This is a genomic window from Bacillus sp. JAS24-2 (assembly GCF_008274905.1).
Classification (GTDB): Bacteria; Bacillota; Bacilli; order Bacillales; family Bacillaceae_G; genus Bacillus_A; species Bacillus_A cereus.
In genome coordinates this window covers 3,675,267-3,694,420 of sequence record NZ_CP031068.1, presented here as the reverse complement: position 1 = coordinate 3,694,420, position 19,154 = coordinate 3,675,267, and the positions used below count along the sequence as shown (strand labels likewise).

The window sequence follows — 19,154 nt, the reverse complement described above, 5'->3', positions numbered from 1 at the left end:
AGTTTTTGTTGCATTCTACTTTTAATGATTATATACTACTGTTAGTACCTAGTCATAAAAATGGATGGTGCGGTATGAAAAAAAGAAGAAGTAAAAAAGAAAGACAAGAGTTATTACAACAAACAATCGAATCAAATCCTTTTATTACGGATGAAGATTTAGCGGAAAAATTTCAAGTGAGTATACAAACAGTACGACTTGATCGTATGGAATTGTCTATTCCTGAATTAAGAGAGAGAATTAAACATGTAGCTACAAAGCAACATGAAGAAGATGTGAAATCTTTACCGTTAGAAGAGGTTGTTGGAGAAATTATTGATATTGAATTAGATAGACATGCAATCTCTATCTTTGAAGTAAAGGTAGAACATGTATTTAAAAGAAATCAAATTGCCCGTGGGCATCATCTGTTTGCGCAAGCAAACTCACTAGCTGTTGCAGTTATTGATGAAGAATTAGCTTTAACTGCAAAGTCTACCATTCGATACATTCGCCCTGTAAAATTAGGAGAGCGTGTTGTTGCAAAAGCGCGCGTTGAAGATGTAGAGAATGATAAGGGACGGACGGTTGTCAAAGTGCGTAGCTTCGTTGGAGAAGAACTTGTTTTTACAGGCACTTTTGAAATGTATCGATCTAGTAATTATAGTGAGGAAGGTAACAACTTATGAAAATCGCAATAGATGCAATGGGCGGAGATCACGCTCCAAAGGCTGTAGTATTAGGGGCAATGAAAGCTATTAAGGAATATTCTGATTTACATATTACGTTAGTAGGGAAAGAAGAGGAAATTCGTCAATACTTAACGAGTGATGAACGAATTACTATTCTTCATACAGACGAAAAAATAGAATCAACGGAGGAACCAGTAAGAGCGGTTCGTCGAAAAAAACAAGCTTCAATGGTGCTTGCGGCACAACAAGTAAAGGATGGAGAAGCAGACGCTTGTATATCCGCAGGTAGTACAGGAGCTTTAATGGCAGCTGGATTATTTGTTGTCGGTCGTATGGAAGGAATTGAGCGACCAGCTTTATCGCCTACAATGCCAACTGTAGATGGAAAAGGTTTTGTTATGTTAGATGTTGGAGCAAATGTTGATGCAAAACCAATTCATTTATATCAATATGCAGTAATGGGATCTGTTTATGCTGAGAAGGTAAGAGGAATTGAAAATCCTCGCGTTGGACTATTAAACGTTGGAACAGAGGATGGAAAAGGAAACGAGCTTTCAAAGCAAGTATTTGCAATGCTTAAAGATGCGCCAATTAATTTCGTTGGGAACATTGAATCAAGAGATTTATTGCAAGGTGTAGCAGATGTTGTTGTATGTGATGGTTTTACAGGGAATGTAGCGTTGAAATCATTAGAGGGAACAGCACTTGCGCTATTCTCTATGTTGAAAGAACAATTAATGAGTTCATTTACGAGTAAATTAGCAGCGGCGGTATTAAAGCCAAAACTTATGGTATTAAAAGATAAAATGGATTATTCGGAGTATGGAGGAGCTGCATTATTTGGATTGAAAGCACCTGTCATTAAGGCTCACGGTTCTTCTAATGACCAGTCGATATTTAGTGCGATTCGTCAAACGAGAGAAATGGTAGCGAAAGAAGTAATTCCTACGATTTCAAGCGTAATGGAGAAAGAGTCACTCCAATAAGAGGAGGATTTGAAATGGGAAAAATAGCATTTCTTTTTCCGGGCCAAGGTTCACAGGCAGTTGGAATGGGTAAACAATTAGCAGAGAATAATAAAGAGGTTGCAAAAGTGTTTGCAAAAGCAGATGAGGTGTTGCAAGATTCACTTTCAGAAGTGATTTTTGAAGGACCGCAGGAAAAGCTTACATTAACAACAAATGCGCAGCCTGCATTATTAACAACGAGTTTTGCTATTTTGACAGCTTTGAAAGAGTATGACATTACACCTGACTTTGTCGCTGGTCATAGTTTAGGTGAATATAGCGCTCTTGTAGCAGCTGGTGCATTAACTTTTGAAGATGCGGTATATGCTGTAAGGAAACGCGGGGAATATATGGAAGAAGCTGTTCCGGGCGGGGAAGGTGCAATGGCAGCTATATTAGGTGCTGACCCACATATGCTGAAACAAGTTACAGAAGAAGTAACAAGTGAAGGATATGCAGTGCAAATCGCTAATATGAATAGTACGAAGCAAATTGTAATTTCTGGAACGAAGCAAGGCGTAGAGGTTGCTTCTCAAAGAGCGAAAGAAAATGGTGCAAAGAGAGCAATTCCACTAAAAGTAAGTGGGCCATTCCATTCTTCACTTATGAAGCCGGCAGCTGAGAAGTTTCAAAGTGTTTTGAATGAAATTACAATTCATGATACGAACATTCCTGTTATTGCAAATGTTACGGCGGATGTTATTACACGTGGTGCCGACATTCAAGAAAAGTTAATCGAACAGCTTTATTCGCCTGTATTATGGTACCCGTCTATTGAATGTATGGTGAAGCAGGGAGTAGATACATTTATTGAAATTGGGCCTGGAAAAGTACTTGCTGGACTTATGAAGTCAATTGATTCATCAGTGAAAGCATATGCGATATATGATGAAGAGACATTAAAAGATACCATTTCAAATTTGAGAGGAGAAAACTGATGTTAAAAGGGAAGGTAGCATTAGTAACTGGCGCTTCACGTGGAATTGGTCGCGCGATTGCGATCGATTTAGCGAAACAAGGGGCAAATGTAGTAGTAAATTATGCAGGTAATGAACAAAAAGCAAATGAAGTAGTAGATGAAATTAAGAAATTAGGTTCTGATGCAATTGCGGTAAAAGCAGATGTTGCAAATGCTGATGATGTTACAAATATGGTGAAACAAACAGTAGATACATTTGGACAAGTTGATATTCTTGTAAATAATGCTGGTGTAACAAAAGATAATTTATTAATGCGTATGAAAGAAGAAGAATGGGATACAGTTATTAATACAAACTTAAAAGGTGTATTCTTATGTACAAAAGCAGTATCTCGTTATATGATGCGTCAACGTCACGGTAGAATTATAAATATCGCTTCTGTTGTGGGTGTTATAGGAAACCCAGGGCAAGCTAATTATGTTGCTGCTAAAGCGGGTGTTATTGGATTAACAAAAACATCTGCAAAAGAGTTAGCAAGTCGAAATATTACTGTGAATGCAATTGCGCCGGGCTTTATTGCGACTGATATGACGGATGTACTAGATGAGAATATTAAAGCTGAAATGTTAAAAGTTATTCCAGCTGCTCAATTTGGTGAAGCGAAAGATATCGCGAATGCTGTAATGTTTTTTGCTTCTGATCAAAGCAAATATGTTACAGGTCAAACGTTAAATGTTGATGGCGGTATGGTAATGTAATAAAAGAATCGATTTCACCTAGTTTTTTTGGTCAATATTTAATATAATATTTGAGGGGAGGTGAATGGAATGGCAGATGTTTTAGAGCGCGTAACAAAAATCATCGTTGATCGTTTAGGAGTAGAAGAGACTGAGGTAGTACCAGCTGCAAGCTTCAAGGAAGATTTAGGAGCAGACTCCCTAGATGTAGTAGAACTTGTAATGCAATTAGAAGATGAATTCGAAATGGAAATTTCTGATGAAGATGCTGAAAAGATTGCTACTGTTGGCGATGCTGTGACTTACATAGAGAGTCATCTATAATGCTTAAGTGAAGTCCCGTTTTTTAGCGGGGCTTTCTGGCTTATATCTGGAGGGACCTATGCCGTACCGAAAATATAGAGAAAAAAAATACGAAACAAAATATCGTGAAGCATTTAAAGTGTTTCAAGAAAAGATAGGTATTACGTTTACAGATGAAAAATTATTGATTCAAGCATTTACGCATTCATCGTATGTGAATGAGCATCGAAAAAAACCGCATGAAGATAATGAGCGTCTTGAATTTCTTGGAGATGCAGTATTGGAACTGACTGTATCACAGTATCTGTTTCAAAAATATCCGACAATGAGCGAAGGAGAGTTAACAAAACTACGTGCAGCTATTGTATGTGAGCCATCTCTTGTTCGTTTTGCGAACGAATTGTCATTTGGCAGCCTTGTTTTATTAGGAAAAGGTGAAGAAATGACAGGTGGACGTGAACGACCAGCTTTATTAGCGGATGTCTTTGAAGCGTTTATTGGTGCCCTTTATCTTGATCAAGGGCTAGAAACAGTTTGGGAATTCTTAAAAGAAATTGTATATCCGAAAATTAATGAGGGTGCTTTTTCTCATGTGATGGATTATAAGAGTCAGTTGCAAGAATTGATTCAGCGTGATGGCAGTGGCAATGTTGAGTATCAAATTTTGCAAGAAAAAGGACCAGCTCACAATCGAGAATTTGTGTCACGTGTTACGTTAAATAACGTAGCTTTAGGTCTTGGTAGTGGTAGGTCGAAAAAAGAAGCAGAGCAACAAGCTGCTGCAGAAGCATTGAAAAAATTAAAAGAACAACTATAAGGAATCCCCCTTTGAATGAGGGGGATTCCTTATGCATAGAATGAAACTTTCTTTTTGTTTATAAAGAAAAAGAAGGTAAATCCGTATAATACTTGTTTTTATATAGAGAACATTTATAACGACGGAGAATAGGAGGAAGGCCTTTCGTGTTTTTAAAAAGATTAGAAATAGCAGGGTTTAAGTCTTTTGCTGAGCGTGTATCTGTTGATTTTGTCCCAGGTGTAACTTCTGTAGTAGGACCTAATGGAAGCGGGAAAAGTAATATTACTGATGCAATTCGCTGGGTACTTGGTGAACAATCTGCAAAATCATTACGTGGTGCAAAGATGGAGGATATTATTTTTGCAGGCAGTGATACGAGGAGAGCGGTTAATGTTGCTGAAGTAACAATAACTTTAAATAATGAAGATCAACGTTTACCAATTGAATACAATGAGGTGTGTGTAACACGTCGTGTATCTCGTTCAGGTGATAGTGATTTTTATATTAATAAACAATCATGTAGATTGAAAGATATTATCGATTTATTTATGGACTCTGGTATGGGAAGAGAAGCTTTTTCAATTATTAGCCAGGGGAAAGTGGAAGAGATTTTAAGTAGTAAGTCAGAAGAGCGTCGAGGTGTATTTGAAGAAGCGGCAGGCGTACTAAAATACAAACTTCGCAAAAAGAAAGCTGAAGGGAAACTAGCAGAAACACAAGAAAACTTAAATCGTGTACAAGATATAATTCATGAATTAAGTAGTCAAGTAGAACCTTTAGAAAGACAAGCTTCTATTGCGAAAGATTATCTTGAGAATAAAGAAGAATTAGAGAAAGTAGAAGCTGCGCTTATTGTTCATGAAATTGAAGAATTGCATGAGAAATGGGAAGCGCTTCGAAATCAGTTTGGGCATAATAAAAACGAAGAAGCTAAAATGTCAACGAATTTACAAAAAAGTGAAGAAGAGCTTGAGGAATTACGAGGACAATTACAAGCGGTAGACGAGTCTGTAGACTCGTTGCAAGAAGTACTTCTTCTTTCTAGTAAAGAGCTAGAAAAACTAGAAGGGCAGCGTGAGTTGTTAAAAGAAAGAAAGCAAAATGCTACGACGCATTGTGCGCAACTTGAGCAGTTAATTGTTGAATTAACTGAGAAAGCTAAAAGTTACGATGGTGAGATTGAGTCAAGTACAGAATCTTTAATGCAATTTGTGAATGAAGTAAAAGAGTTGGAGCAAAAATTGCATGATAATGAGCAACTGCTTGCTACTTTTGCTGACAATTTAGAGGAACAGATTGAGAATTTAAAAGGTGACTATATTGAGCTTTTAAATCAACAAGCTAGTCATCGTAATGAATTATCTATGATTGAAGAACAATCGAAACAGCAAACGTCTAAAAACGAGCGTCTAGATGAAGAGAATGCGAAATATGTAGAAATGCGTATGGAAATTACAGCGAAAAAGACGAAACTTGTAGAAAGTTACGAACAAGCGAAAGAAAAAGTAGCTGGCATTCTCTCAAATATACAGAAGACAGAGGCGGCGCTTGGGAAATGTAAGACGCAGTATAGTGAAAATGAAACAAAACTGTATCAAGCATATCAATTTGTGCAACAGGCACGTTCTCGAAAAGAAATGCTTGAAGAGATGCAAGAAGATTATTCTGGATTCTATCAAGGTGTACGTGAAGTATTGAAAGCTAGAGAAAATAGGTTGCAAGGTATCGAGGGTGCTGTTGCGGAACTGTTAACGGTACCGAAAGAATACGAAGTTGCAATGGAAATCGCTCTAGGTGCAGCGATGCAGCATATTGTTGTACAAACAGAGGAACATGCTCGTAATGCGATTGCATTTCTAAAGCAAAATAAACATGGACGTGCAACGTTTTTACCGCAAGCTGTTATTAAAAGCAGATCGTTATCATTTGAGCAATTACGCATTGCAAATCAACACCCATCGTTTGTAGGTGTGGCGGCAGAACTTGTGCAGTACAACAATAAATATGAAAATGTAGTTTCAAATTTATTAGGTACTGTTATTGTTGCGAAAGATTTACGTGGAGCAAATGAGTTGGCGAAACAACTGCAATACCGTTATCGCATTGTAACAATCGAAGGTGACGTAGTGAATCCTGGCGGTTCTATGACTGGTGGGGCGGTAAAGCAAGCGAAATCTTCTTTATTAGGACGCCAACGTGAACTGGAAGAGTGGACTCGCAAGTTAACTGATATGGAAGAAAAAACAACGAAGTTAGAAAACTTTGTTAAAGCAGTAAAACAAGAGATTCAAGAAAAAGAAGTGAAAATACGCGAACTAAGGCAAACTGTAGAAGCAGATCGTGTAGATGAGCAGAAATTAAGAGAAGAGATTAATCGTTTAGAATTAGAAGAACATCGTATTAATGATCGGTTGTCTATTTATGATTTAGAGATTGAAGGGTTTTTACAAGATCGAGTAAAAATGCAAGGGCGTAAAGAGGAGTTAGAAGGGGTTTTAACGAATCTTCAAGCTGAAATCACTAAGTTAGATAGTAAAATTGTAGCTTTAACAAAACAAAAAAGTGAGCAACATTCTTCGAAAGAAAAAGTTCAAAAAGAAATGACTGAGTTAAAAGTGCTGGCAGCTGAAAAGCAACAACGCTTATCTAATCAAAAAGAAAAAGTTGAACGATTGACGAAGGAAAAAGAAGAAACGGATGCGACACTTGTAAAAACGAAAGAGGATTTAGCGTTCTTAAAACAAGAAATGACATCTAATTCAAGTGGTGAAGAGCAAATTACGAATATGATTGAGAAGAAAGCATATGATCGTAATCAAACTTCAGAATTAATTCGCTCTCGTCGTGAACAACGTGTATCGTTGCAAGAGAGAGTAGAACATTTAGAGCGCAATTTGAAAGAAACGACAGGTAAACATAAATATGTTCTTGAAATGTTGAAAGATCAAGAAGTGAGAATAAATCGACTGGATGTAGAGTTGGAAAATAGATTACAACATTTACGTGAAACATATACGATTTCATTTGAAGCGGCAAAACTAAAATATACAATGACAATGCCTGCAGAAGATGCGCGTAAGAAAGTAAAATTAATCAAATTATCCATAGAAGAGTTAGGTACAGTGAACCTAGGGGCAATTGATGAATATGAACGTGTAGCGGAGCGTCATACATTCTTACTAGAGCAGAGAGACGACTTAGAAGAAGCGAAAGCGACATTGCACCAGCTTATTACCGAAATGGATGAAGAAATGAAAAAACGCTTTTCTACTACGTTTGAAGGCATTAGAATGGAGTTTCAATCGGTATTCTCTGAATTATTTGGAGGCGGTAGAGCGGATTTAGTAATGACTAATCCAGAGGATTTACTAAATACGGGTATTGATATTGTAGCACAACCGCCAGGGAAGAAACTGCAGAACTTAGGTTTACTTTCAGGTGGAGAGCGTGCTTTAACAGCAATTGCGCTTTTATTTGGTATTTTAAAAGTACGCCCAGTACCGTTCTGTGTACTAGATGAGGTAGAGGCAGCCCTTGATGAGGCGAATGTAGCTCGTTTTGCACAGTATTTAAAGAAATTCAGTGATGAGACGCAGTTTATTGTAATTACACATAGAAAAGGTACAATGGAAGAGTCTGATGTGTTGTACGGTGTAACAATGCAAGAATCGGGGGTATCTAAACTTGTTTCGGTTCGTTTAGACGCCGGAGAAGAACTTATTGCAAGTGAATAGGAAGGATGGGAAAGTATGAGTTTTTTTAAAAAACTAAAAGAAAAAATTTCAAAACAAACGGATACAGTTACAGAGAAATTTAAACAAGGATTAGAAAAAACGAGAAATTCATTTGCGGATAAAGTGAATGATTTAGTGTATCGTTACCGTAAAGTGGACGAAGATTTCTTCGAAGAGTTAGAAGAAATTTTAATCGGTGCAGACGTTGGCGTTGCGACGGTAATGGAATTAATTGACCAATTGAAAGAAGAAGTACAACGTCGTAACATTCAAGATCCAAAAGAAGTACAAGCTGTTATTTCAGAAAAACTAGTAGGAATTTACAAAGGTGACAGCGATTTTAGTAACGAAATTAATATGCAAGAGGACCAATTAACGGTCGTTTTATTTGTTGGTGTTAATGGTGTAGGAAAAACGACGACAATTGGTAAACTGGCGCATAAGTTTAAATCAGAAGGTAAGTCAGTCCTATTGGCGGCAGGAGACACATTCCGTGCTGGAGCGATTGAACAATTAGAAGTATGGGGCGATCGCGTTGGTGTAGAAGTGATTAAACAAGGATCTGGATCTGATCCAGCGGCGGTTATGTATGACGCTGTACAAGCAGCGAAAGCACGTAAGGTAGATGTATTACTATGTGACACAGCAGGACGCTTGCAAAATAAAGTGAACTTAATGAAAGAGTTAGAGAAGGTGAAGCGTGTAATTGAGCGTGAAGTACCAGGTGCTCCTCATGAAGTATTGCTTGTTATTGATGCAACAACAGGACAAAACGGTTTAAGCCAAGCGAAAACATTCCGTGAAGCAACGAATGTAACTGGTATTGTTTTAACGAAGTTAGATGGAACTGCTAAAGGTGGTATTGTATTAGCGATTCGTAACGAAATGGATGTACCGGTGAAGTTTGTTGGATTAGGAGAGCAAATGGATGACTTGCAGCAGTTTGATCCAGAACAATATGTGTATGGTTTATTTGCGAACTTAGTAGAAACAGAAGAAGTATAAGCGAAAGAAGCGGTATTTCCGCTTCTTTTTCTATAAAAAATATATGATGTTAAGAAAAAAACTTGACACTCTTTTGGACTACATGTAAACTAATTCATGTAAAGGGAAATCACTTAACAAAGGATGATCCAACATGCTCGAAAAAACAACGAGAATGAACTATTTATTTGATTTTTATCAATCGTTGTTAACGCAAAAACAAAGAAGTTATATGTCGCTTTATTATCTAGATGATTTATCTCTTGGTGAAATTGCGGAAGAATTTGATGTAAGTCGCCAAGCCGTGTATGATAACATTAAACGGACTGAAGCGATGCTTGAAGAATATGAAGAAAAATTAGTATTACTTCAAAAGTTTCAAGAGCGACAGCGACTTGTTGCAAAGCTAAAACAGCTAATCAGCGAAGAAGAGCATGTGAATGAAGAAATGAAACAAGTTGTTGAAGCTATCGAAAAATTAGATTAGGAGGGCGGCAATATGGCATTTGAAGGATTAGCCGACCGACTTCAACAGACAATGCAAAAAATCCGCGGCAAAGGAAAAGTTTCTGAAGCCGATGTGAAAGAAATGATGAGAGAAGTTCGTCTAGCTCTTTTAGAAGCGGATGTTAACTTTAAAGTAGTAAAAGATTTTGTGAAGCGTGTGTCTGAACGTGCTGTCGGACAAGATGTAATGAAAAGTTTGACACCTGGACAACAAGTAATTAAAGTTGTACAGGAAGAACTTACAGAACTTATGGGCGGAGAGCAAAGCAAAATTGCTGTTGCTAATAAGCCACCGACTGTTATTATGATGGTTGGTCTGCAAGGTGCGGGTAAAACAACGACGACAGGTAAGCTTGCGAATTTGCTTCGTAAAAAGCATAATCGTAAACCGATGCTTGTTGCAGCGGATATTTACCGTCCAGCAGCGATTAAACAGCTTGAAACATTAGGGAAGCAATTGGACATGCCTGTATTTTCTTTAGGAGATCAAGTAAGTCCTGTTGAAATTGCGAAACAAGCGATTTCAAAAGCAAAAGAAGATCATCACGATTATGTTTTAATCGATACAGCGGGTCGCCTGCATATTGATGAAGAATTAATGGATGAATTAGCGAAAGTGAAAGAAGTTGCGAAACCGGATGAAATTTTCCTTGTTGTCGATGCGATGACGGGGCAAGACGCGGTAAATGTTGCACAAAGTTTCCATGAACAGTTAGGTTTAACAGGTGTTGTATTAACGAAATTAGATGGTGATACGCGCGGTGGTGCTGCATTATCTATTAAGGCTGTAACAAACACGCCGATTAAATTTGCTGGTATGGGTGAAAAACTAGATGCAATTGAAGCGTTCCATCCAGAGCGTATGGCATCCCGTATTTTAGGGATGGGCGATGTCTTAACGTTAATTGAAAAAGCGCAAGCTACAGTTGATGAAGAGAAAGCAAAAGAACTTGAGCAAAAAATGCGTACGCTTTCGTTTACGCTTGACGATTTCCTAGAACAACTTGGACAAGTGCGCCAACTTGGGCCGCTTGATGAATTGTTAGGAATGCTTCCTGGTGCAAATAAAATTAAAGGGCTGAAAAATGCGCAAGTTGATGAAAAACAAATTGGGCATATTGAGGCAATTATTCGTTCTATGACTAAATTAGAACGAGAACAACCGGAAATAATCAATGCTAGTCGCAAAAAGCGCATTGCCAAAGGTAGCGGTACAACTGTACAAGAAATCAATCGTCTAATTAAGCAATTCGATGACATGAAAAAAATGATGAAGACGATGACGGGAATGCAAAAAGGTAAGAAAAAAGGACTAGGTGGATTGAAGTTTCCATTCATGTAAGGAAAAAAAGATGGCTCTGTTAAGAAAAAATACTTTACAAAGCAATAGTCTTTTTGCTAATATAATTATCTGTGTGAAATAAATTCGGAGGTGCTTTATAAATGGCAGTTAAAATTCGTTTAAAACGTATGGGAGCTAAAAAAACTCCTTTCTATCGTGTAGTTGTTGCAGATTCTCGTTCTCCTCGTGACGGACGTTTCATTGAGGAAATCGGAACTTACAATCCAGTTGCTCAACCAGCTGAAGTTAAGATCAACGAAGAAGCAGCATTAAAATGGTTAGGAAATGGTGCTAAACCATCTGATACAGTTCGTAACTTATTCTCTAACCAAGGTATCATGGAGAAATTCCACTTATCTAAACAAGGTAAGTAATTGAGGCAATGACTATGAAGAAGTTAGTCGAGACGATTGTCAAGCCTCTTGTCGATTATCCTGAAGATGTAAAAGTTACACAGGAACTTTGCAACGGAGAGATAAAGTATCGATTAACTGTACATCCTGAGGATGTTGGAAAAGTCATTGGAAAGCAAGGGAGAGTTGCGAAAGCGATTCGAATGCTCTTGTATTCAGTGGGACATCATAATGATGAAAAAGTAACACTGGAAATTCAATAAACGTAAAAAGGGCGAGGAGTTATTCCTCTCCCTTTTTTAACATTTAAATAGAGATTGCATGTTCCATCTGCGAAATGGAGATGCTTAATTTATATAGAAACCAGGGGTGACATACTATTTATGACAAAATGGTTTAACGTAGGGAAAATTGTAAATACTCATGGCGTAAGAGGAGAAATCCGTGTTATTTCTCGTACTGATTTTCCAGAAGAGCGATATAAAGTAGGAAACACGCTATACATATCGAATGAGAAAGGCACAGACTATCTTCCGGTGAAGGTAACTTCTCATCGCCAACATAAGACATTCGATTTATTAACATTTGAAGGATATAACAATGTAGATGAAGTAGAGAAGTTTAAAGGTTCTTTAATAAAAGTACCAGAAGAGCAGTTAGGCGAACTTGCTGAAGGTGAATACTACTATCATGAAATTATTGGTTGCAGTGTTGTAACGGAAGAAGGAGAAGCGCTAGGGACAATCAAAGAGATTCTATCTCCTGGTGCAAATGATGTTTGGGTAATTAAACGCCCGAAGGGTCAAGATCTCTTAATTCCTTATATCGATGATGTTGTACTTCAAGTTAATATTGAAAATAAATTAGTAACCATTCATGTAATGGAAGGGCTGCTATAATGAAAATTGATATTTTAACGTTGTTCCCAGACATGTTTACCGGTGTATTTGGATCTTCTATATTAAAGAAGGCGCAAGAAAAAGAAGCGGTAAACCTTCGTGTTGTTAACTTTCGTGATTATACAACAAGTAAGCATAATAGCGTAGACGATTATCCTTACGGCGGAGGAGCTGGTATGGTGCTTACTCCTCAGCCTATTTTTGATGCTGTAGAAGATTTGACGAAAGAGACAGAGCGTAAGCCGAGAGTTGTCTTAATGTGTCCGCAGGGCGAAAGATTTACGCAGAAGAAAGCGGAAGAGCTTGCAGGGGAAGAACATTTAATCTTCGTATGTGGGCATTATGAAGGATATGACGAACGAATTCGTGAGCATCTCGTAACGGATGAGATTTCTATTGGTGACTATGTATTAACGGGCGGAGAATTAGCCTCTATGGTTATTACTGATAGTGTGGTACGTCTCTTGCCAGGTGTGCTAGGAAATCATGCTTCACAAGTAGAGGATTCGTTTAGTACAGGTTTATTAGAGCATCCTCATTATACACGTCCAGCTGATTTTCGTGGTATGAAGGTACCGGATGTATTAATGTCAGGGAATCATAAAAACATTGATGAATGGCGACATAAGGAATCTTTGCGCCGAACGTATACGCGTAGACCTGATTTATTAGATGAGAGAGAGCTATCTAAACAAGAGAAAAAATGGCTTGAGGAAATAAAGCGAGAGCAGTAATAACTTCATATATTTGCTATTGCAACAGGCCTAGTAATATGCTATTATAACATTTGTGCTACTGAAATCAGTAGCCGTATTAACGATGTTCCGCTGTAATTTATTAAGACTTTATAAGAGCATCTGTTTAAAGGAGAGAATTTAATATGCAACAATTAATCGCAGAAATTACAAAAGGCCAATTAAAAACTGACCTTCCTTCATTCCGTCCTGGTGACACTTTACGTGTACACGTAAAAGTTGTTGAGGGAACTCGTGAAAGAATTCAGCTTTTCGAAGGTGTTGTAATTAAACGTCGTGGTGGCGGAATCAGTGAAACATTCACAGTTCGTAAGATTTCTTACGGTGTAGGTGTTGAGCGTACATTCCCAGTTCACACGCCAAGAATCGCGAAAATCGAAGTACTTCGCCGTGGTAAAGTACGTCGTGCTAAGTTATACTACTTACGTAACCTTCGCGGTAAAAAAGCACGTATTAAAGAAATTCGATAAGACATGTATGGGAGCTTGTAAATGCACAAGCTCCCTTTTTCCAATCTATATGAAATTTTGGTATAATACGAGCAGTTTACATAACCGTGGAGGGGAAATGCATGAAAAAAGAGAAGAGTTCACTTTGGGAATGGATTAAAGCAATTTTGATTGCTGTTGTATTAGCTGGTGTTATTAGACAGTTTTTCTTTGCGCCAATTCTCGTAGACGGGGTATCGATGGCACCTACTTTACATGATCGTGATCGAATGATTGTGAATAAAATTGGTTATCACATTGGAGATCCAAAACGCTTTGATATTATCGTATTTCGAGCAACAGAAGATAAAGATTACATTAAGCGCATTATAGGCCTGCCAGGCGATGAAATAGAGTATCGTAATGATAAACTGTATATTAACGGAAAAGCTTATGAGGAGCCGTATTTAGACAAGCAGAAAAAGCAAATTGCTGACGGACCGCTTACATATGATTTTAATCTTGAAGAAATGACAGGCAAGAAAACCGTTCCAAAAGATCAATTATTTGTTTTAGGTGATAATCGTCGTTTTAGTAAAGATAGCCGTTCAATCGGTACGATTTCAATGGATCAAGTAATTGGTAAAGCTAATATGTTATATTGGCCGTTAGAAGACGCACGTATTGTGAAATAAATGAAAAAGAAGGTGGCAACATGGTAATTCAATGGTTTCCAGGGCATATGGCGAAGGCTAGACGCCAAGTAACGGAGAAATTAAAATTAATTGATGTTGTAATTGAACTTGTAGATGCTCGATTACCATTATCATCTCGAAACCCAATGATTGATGAAATCATTACACATAAGCCAAGGCTTGTTGTTTTAAATAAAGCGGATATGGCGGATGATCGTTTAACAAAACAATGGATCGCATATTTTAAAGAAAAAGGCCATATGGCAATTTCGATTAACGCGCAAGCTGGACAAGGTATGAAGGAAATTGCAGCAGCTTGTAAAGTGCTTGTTAAAGAAAAATTTGATAAAATGGTTGCAAAAGGTATTAGACCGAGAGCGATTCGTGCATTAATTGTAGGTATACCAAATGTTGGTAAATCTACATTGATTAATAAATTGGCAAAGAAAAATATTGCTAAAACAGGAGATCGTCCAGGTGTGACAACAGCTCAACAATGGATTAAAGTTGGGAAGGAAATGGAATTGTTAGATACACCAGGTATTCTGTGGCCTAAATTTGAAGATCAATTAGTGGGTCTTCGCTTAGCGACAACGGGTGCAATTAAAGATTCAATTTTAAATTTACAAGATGTAGCTGTTTACGCATTACGTTTTATGGAGAAACATTATCCAGAACGCTTGAAAGAACGCTATAATTTAAATGAGATTCCAGAAGATATTGTGGAATTATTCGATGCAATTGGAAAAAATAGAGGCTGCTTAATGGGCGGCGGAATGATTGATTATGATAAGACATCTGAGCTTGTGCTTCGTGAGCTTCGTGGTGGCAAACTTGGAAAAATGACGTTTGAAACACCGGAAGAGTTTGCAGAGCAAGTAGAAGATGTGGAAAAAATAGAAGAAGTATAAGACGTGCGTTTGTGCGTCTTTTCTTTTTGGATATGTTTAAAAAGGAGCTTGTATAAATGCAAACTATGACGATAAAAGAAGCAGAAAATGTATTGAAAGAAATTATGAATGAAGAAGATGATCGCTTTCAACTGTTAATGAAAGATGATCGAAAAGGTGTTCAAAAGCTCGTTTTGAAGTGGTATAAACAAAAAGAGTTAGAACAGAAAGAAAAAGAGAAGTTTTTTGAAATGTCCAAGTATGAAAATGCTTTGCGTGAAAAAGGGGTCACATATATCGCGGGTATTGATGAAGTAGGGCGCGGGCCATTGGCTGGGCCTGTTGTGACGGCAGCTGTCGTTCTTCCTGAGGATTTTTATATTCCAGGGTTAAATGACTCGAAAAAGTTGAGTGAAGCGAAACGTGAGCGTTTTTATGATGAAATAAAAGTACAAGCAATTGCAATTGGAGTAGGAATTGTATCACCGCAAGTTATTGATGACATTAATATTTACCAAGCAACGAAACGAGCGATGTTAGATGCAGTTGCAAATTTATCTTGTACACCCCAACATTTATTAATTGATGCGATGAAGCTTCCTACACCAATTCCGCAAACATCAATTATTAAAGGTGATGCGAAAAGTGTTTCGATTTCAGCAGCATCCATTATCGCAAAAGTAACGAGAGATCGTATGATGAAAGAACTGGGAGAGAAGTATCCTGAATATGGATTTGAGCAACATATGGGATATGGCACAAAGCAACATTTAGAGGCAATTCAAGTGCATGGAGTACTAGATGAACACCGCAAGTCATTCGCACCAATTAAAGATATGATTCAAAAATAAGCTGTAAATATACAGCTTATTTTTTTATTTTGGCATATAAACATTACTATTTTCGAAAAAGAATAAAGCGATTTCAGTTTTCTGACACTTTATTGTAGACAGCGTGCCAATCATCTTATACAATGGCAATGTAATGTTTTTTAAACATTAAAAAACTTTTCGAGTAAAACAGGAAAACAGGGGAGGATGGGACCATGAATATCCATGAGTACCAAGGTAAGGCAGTCCTTAGAAGCTATGGGGTTAGCGTTCCGAACGGGAAGGTTGCATTTACAGTAGAAGAAGCTGTAGAAGCGGCGAAAGAATTAGGAACAGATGTATGTGTAGTGAAAGCACAAATTCACGCTGGTGGACGCGGCAAAGCTGGCGGAGTAAAAGTTGCAAAAAATTTAGATGAAGTTCGTACATATGCAGAAAGCATTTTAGGAACTACACTTGTGACACATCAAACAGGTCCTGAAGGTAAGGAAGTAAAACGCTTACTTATCGAAGAAGGTTGCGATATTAAAAAAGAATATTATGTAGGTCTAGTTTTAGATCGTGCAACTTCTCAAGTTGTTTTAATGGCGTCTGAAGAAGGCGGAACAGAAATTGAAGAAGTAGCAGAAAAAACACCTGAAAAAATCTTTAAAGAATATATTGATCCAGCAGTAGGCTTACAAGGTTTCCAAGCGCGCCGAATCGCATTTAACATCAATATTTCAAAAGAGCTTGTAGGACAAGCTGTGAAGTTTATGATGGGCTTATACCGTGCGTTTATCGAAAAAGATTGCTCTATCGCTGAGATTAACCCACTTGTTACAACAGGTGAAGGTAAAGTTATGGCATTAGATGCAAAATTAAACTTTGATTCTAATGCATTATATCGCCATAAAGACATTTTAGAGCTTCGTGATCTTGATGAAGAGGATTCAAAAGAAATTGAAGCTTCAAAATACGACTTAAACTACATTCCTTTAGATGGAAATATCGGTTGTATGGTTAATGGTGCAGGTTTAGCGATGGCTACAATGGATATCATTAAACATTACCACGGTGACCCAGCTAACTTCTTAGATGTTGGTGGCGGTGCAACTGCAGAAAAAGTTACAGAAGCATTCAAAATTATCCTTTCTGACAAAAATGTAAAAGGTATCTTCGTTAACATTTTTGGTGGCATTATGAAGTGTGATGTTATTGCAGAAGGTGTTATTGAAGCAACGAAACAAGTAGGTCTTGAGTTACCTTTAGTTGTACGTCTTGAAGGTACAAACGTAGAACTAGGTAAGAAAATTTTAAATGAGTCTGGCTTAAATATTGTTGCAGCAGAATCTATGGCAGACGGTGCACAAAAAATTGTTTCACTAGTGGGCTAATAGAAAGCGGGGGAGAAAAATGAGCGTATTAGTTAATAAAGATACAAAAGTTATTGTTCAAGGTATTACAGGTTCTCAAGGTTTATTCCATACAAAACAAATGATTGAATACGGTACGAAAATTGTCGGTGGTGTAACACCAGGTAAGGGCGGCACTGATATTGAAGGTGTACCAGTATTTGATACAGTAGAAGATGCAGTGAAAGCAACAGGCGCAAACGCTTCAGTTGTATACGTTCCACCCGCTTTTGCGGCAGATGCAATTATGGAAGCTGTTGATGCAGAAATTGATTTAGTAGTATGTATTACTGAAGGGATTCCTGTATTAGATATGGTAAACGTAAAGAGATATATGGCGGGTAAACATACACGTTTACTTGGACCAAACTGCCCAGGTGTAATCACACCGGATGAATGTAAGATTGGTATTATGCCAGGATATATTCATAAAAAAGGTCATGTTGGTATCGTATCTCGCTCTGGTACATTAACGTATGAAGCTGTACATCAGTTAACACAAGAAGGTATTGGCCAATCTACTGCTGTAGGTATCGGCGGAGACCCTGTTAACGGTACAGACTTTATTGATGCTTTAAAAGCATTTAATGAAGATGAAGAAACACATGCTGTAATTATGATTGGTGAAATCGGCGGTACAGCAGAAGAAGAGGCAGCTGAATGGGTAAAAGCTAATATGACAAAACCTGTTGTAGGCTTCATTGGTGGTCAAACAGCGCCTGCTGGCAAACGTATGGGCCATGCTGGTGCAATCATTTCTGGCGGTAAAGGAACTGCTGCTGAAAAGATTAAAACAATGGAAGCTTGTGGCATTAAAGTAGCTGAAACTCCAGCAGTTATGGGAGAAACGCTAATCTCTGTTTTAAAAGAAAAAGGTTTATTTGAGACTTGTAAAAACTATTAATCTGTTGAAAGACACCTTCTTACTTGAGGGTGTCTTTTTAGACTTTTTCTGTTTACATAATAAAAATTATGGGTAAGGAGAATCAAGATGAAAAGAGAGAGATTATTACATCTTCATTACTTGCTAGCAGATTATTGGAAAGCGATGGAGAGGCTACTATATGTCGATCCAGAATTAGAGAACATATATAATTTTAACGAAAAACAAATGGAACACTACACTGGAATATCCTCGAAAAAATCTTCAGAACTAGTAAAATTTCTTCAAAGTTCAAATCTTCCGCAATATATATCTTATTTAGAGAAAAATCGTATTTTTTATATAACGATATGGGATGAAAATTATCCGCAATTATTACGTGAAATACAAGACCCTCCCTTCATTTTATATGGAAAAGGAGAGAAAGATTTCCTGAATAAAGTAAATAAATTAGCAGTTGTTGGAACGAGAGAACCATCATTATATGGTCATGAGAGTTTGAAGTTTATTTTACACCCTTTATTAGAAAGAGAGTGGCTTATTGTCAGTGGGTTTGCAAAAGGGATAGATACAATGTCTCATGAGATTACAGTAAGGCATCATTGCCCGACTATTGCGATATTAGGGCATGGATTGTCTTTTATGTATCCGAAAGAAAATAGACCTTTATATGAAATGTGGAAGGAATATATATTGTTATTGACAGAGTATCCGCCGCACTATGCACCGAAAAAATGGTATTTTCCAAAAAGAAACCGGATTATTAGTGGTATAAGTAAAGGTGTTTTAGTTGTAGAAGCGAAATCGAGAAGTGGAACACTTATTACTGCGGACCTTGCGTTAGAGCAAAGTAGAGAGGTATTTGCGCTTCCTGGACCTATATTTATAGAGGGGGCATCGGGAACGAATCATCTTATTCAGCAAGGAGCAAAACTAGTAAGAAATGCAGAAGATATCTTGGAAGAGATTTTAAATTAACCTTATATTTTTATGTTTTTATTAAACAATTATTGACAAATGGTA

At 37.4% G+C, this 19,154-nt stretch carries 21 protein-coding genes; all 21 read left to right on the top strand.

The genetic code is table 11. From position 1 onward, the window contains the following. Nucleotides 1-74 precede the first annotated feature (74 nt). The 21 genes from fapR (at nt 75) to dprA (ending at nt 19,109) form a co-directional block, all read left to right on the top strand. Nucleotides 75-668, top strand: coding sequence for a transcription factor FapR (gene fapR / locus DN407_RS19010; RefSeq protein ID WP_000747349.1), 594 nt, complete (start codon nt 75-77; stop codon nt 666-668). Beyond that, the gene (gene plsX / locus DN407_RS19005) at nt 665-1,657 is read left to right on the top strand and encodes a phosphate acyltransferase PlsX (protein ID WP_000684098.1); all 993 of its coding nucleotides are present in this window, start codon (nt 665-667) and stop codon (nt 1,655-1,657) included. The genes fapR and plsX overlap by 4 nt, the downstream gene beginning before the upstream one ends. A 14-nt stretch (nt 1,658-1,671) precedes the next feature. Continuing rightward, nucleotides 1,672-2,616, top strand: coding sequence for an ACP S-malonyltransferase (gene fabD / locus DN407_RS19000; RefSeq protein ID WP_000515903.1), 945 nt, complete (start codon nt 1,672-1,674; stop codon nt 2,614-2,616). Further along, on the top strand, nt 2,616-3,356 hold the full coding sequence (fabG, locus tag DN407_RS18995; protein ID WP_149216596.1) for a 3-oxoacyl-[acyl-carrier-protein] reductase: 741 nt from the start codon (nt 2,616-2,618) through the stop codon (nt 3,354-3,356). Before fabD ends, fabG begins: the two co-directional genes overlap by 1 nt. A 69-nt stretch (nt 3,357-3,425) precedes the next feature. Next, nucleotides 3,426-3,659, top strand: coding sequence for an acyl carrier protein (acpP, locus tag DN407_RS18990; protein WP_000786062.1), 234 nt, complete (start codon nt 3,426-3,428; stop codon nt 3,657-3,659). Nucleotides 3,660-3,717: 58 nt separating this feature from the next. Further along, on the top strand, nt 3,718-4,455 hold the full coding sequence (rncS, locus tag DN407_RS18985; RefSeq protein WP_149216595.1) for a ribonuclease III: 738 nt from the start codon (nt 3,718-3,720) through the stop codon (nt 4,453-4,455). 146 nt (nt 4,456-4,601) lie between these two features. Continuing rightward, nucleotides 4,602-8,171, top strand: a complete 3,570-nt coding sequence (gene smc / locus DN407_RS18980) for a chromosome segregation protein SMC (RefSeq protein ID WP_000478977.1) — start codon at nt 4,602-4,604, stop codon at nt 8,169-8,171. Between the two features lie 15 nt (nt 8,172-8,186). Continuing rightward, complete coding sequence (ftsY, locus tag DN407_RS18975; RefSeq protein WP_000007655.1) at nt 8,187-9,176, top strand: signal recognition particle-docking protein FtsY; 990 nt, start codon at nt 8,187-8,189, stop codon at nt 9,174-9,176. 133 nt (nt 9,177-9,309) lie between these two features. After that, entirely contained in the window at nt 9,310-9,642 is a 333-nt protein-coding gene (locus DN407_RS18970; RefSeq protein ID WP_000891062.1) for a putative DNA-binding protein, read from the top strand. Between the two features lie 12 nt (nt 9,643-9,654). Then, nucleotides 9,655-11,004 (top strand): signal recognition particle protein, encoded by a 1,350-nt coding sequence (gene ffh / locus DN407_RS18965; RefSeq protein ID WP_075717459.1) that lies wholly within the window; start codon nt 9,655-9,657, stop codon nt 11,002-11,004. 101 nt (nt 11,005-11,105) lie between these two features. Continuing rightward, nucleotides 11,106-11,378, top strand: a complete 273-nt coding sequence (gene rpsP, locus DN407_RS18960) for a 30S ribosomal protein S16 (protein WP_000268750.1) — start codon at nt 11,106-11,108, stop codon at nt 11,376-11,378. A gap of 14 nt (nt 11,379-11,392) precedes the next feature. Beyond that, a complete protein-coding gene (locus DN407_RS18955) occupies nt 11,393-11,620 on the top strand; it encodes a KH domain-containing protein (protein WP_000737401.1) in 228 nt (75 codons plus the stop codon). Nucleotides 11,621-11,740: 120 nt separating this feature from the next. Continuing rightward, nucleotides 11,741-12,256, top strand: coding sequence for a ribosome maturation factor RimM (gene rimM / locus DN407_RS18950; protein ID WP_000170278.1), 516 nt, complete (start codon nt 11,741-11,743; stop codon nt 12,254-12,256). After that, nucleotides 12,256-12,990, top strand: a complete 735-nt coding sequence (gene trmD, locus DN407_RS18945) for a tRNA (guanosine(37)-N1)-methyltransferase TrmD (RefSeq protein ID WP_000686903.1) — start codon at nt 12,256-12,258, stop codon at nt 12,988-12,990. The genes rimM and trmD overlap by 1 nt, the downstream gene beginning before the upstream one ends. 146 nt (nt 12,991-13,136) lie before the next feature. Then, complete coding sequence (rplS, locus tag DN407_RS18940) at nt 13,137-13,481, top strand: 50S ribosomal protein L19 (protein ID WP_001186516.1); 345 nt, start codon at nt 13,137-13,139, stop codon at nt 13,479-13,481. A gap of 101 nt (nt 13,482-13,582) precedes the next feature. Beyond that, complete coding sequence (gene lepB / locus DN407_RS18935; RefSeq protein ID WP_000711851.1) at nt 13,583-14,134, top strand: signal peptidase I; 552 nt, start codon at nt 13,583-13,585, stop codon at nt 14,132-14,134. Between the two features lie 20 nt (nt 14,135-14,154). Beyond that, a complete protein-coding gene (gene ylqF, locus DN407_RS18930) occupies nt 14,155-15,045 on the top strand; it encodes a ribosome biogenesis GTPase YlqF (protein WP_000236702.1) in 891 nt (296 codons plus the stop codon). A 56-nt stretch (nt 15,046-15,101) separates the two neighbouring features. Continuing rightward, nucleotides 15,102-15,875 carry a ribonuclease HII gene (locus DN407_RS18925; RefSeq protein ID WP_098294532.1) on the top strand — a complete coding sequence of 258 codons (774 nt, stop codon included), beginning with the start codon at nt 15,102-15,104 and terminating at the stop codon, nt 15,873-15,875. Between the two features lie 194 nt (nt 15,876-16,069). Then, nucleotides 16,070-17,230 (top strand): ADP-forming succinate--CoA ligase subunit beta, encoded by a 1,161-nt coding sequence (gene sucC / locus DN407_RS18920; protein ID WP_149216594.1) that lies wholly within the window; start codon nt 16,070-16,072, stop codon nt 17,228-17,230. 19 nt (nt 17,231-17,249) lie between these two features. Next, complete coding sequence (sucD, locus tag DN407_RS18915; RefSeq protein WP_000115178.1) at nt 17,250-18,152, top strand: succinate--CoA ligase subunit alpha; 903 nt, start codon at nt 17,250-17,252, stop codon at nt 18,150-18,152. Between the two features lie 87 nt (nt 18,153-18,239). Next, complete coding sequence (dprA, locus tag DN407_RS18910) at nt 18,240-19,109, top strand: DNA-processing protein DprA (protein ID WP_149216593.1); 870 nt, start codon at nt 18,240-18,242, stop codon at nt 19,107-19,109. Nucleotides 19,110-19,154: the final 45 nt, after the last annotated feature.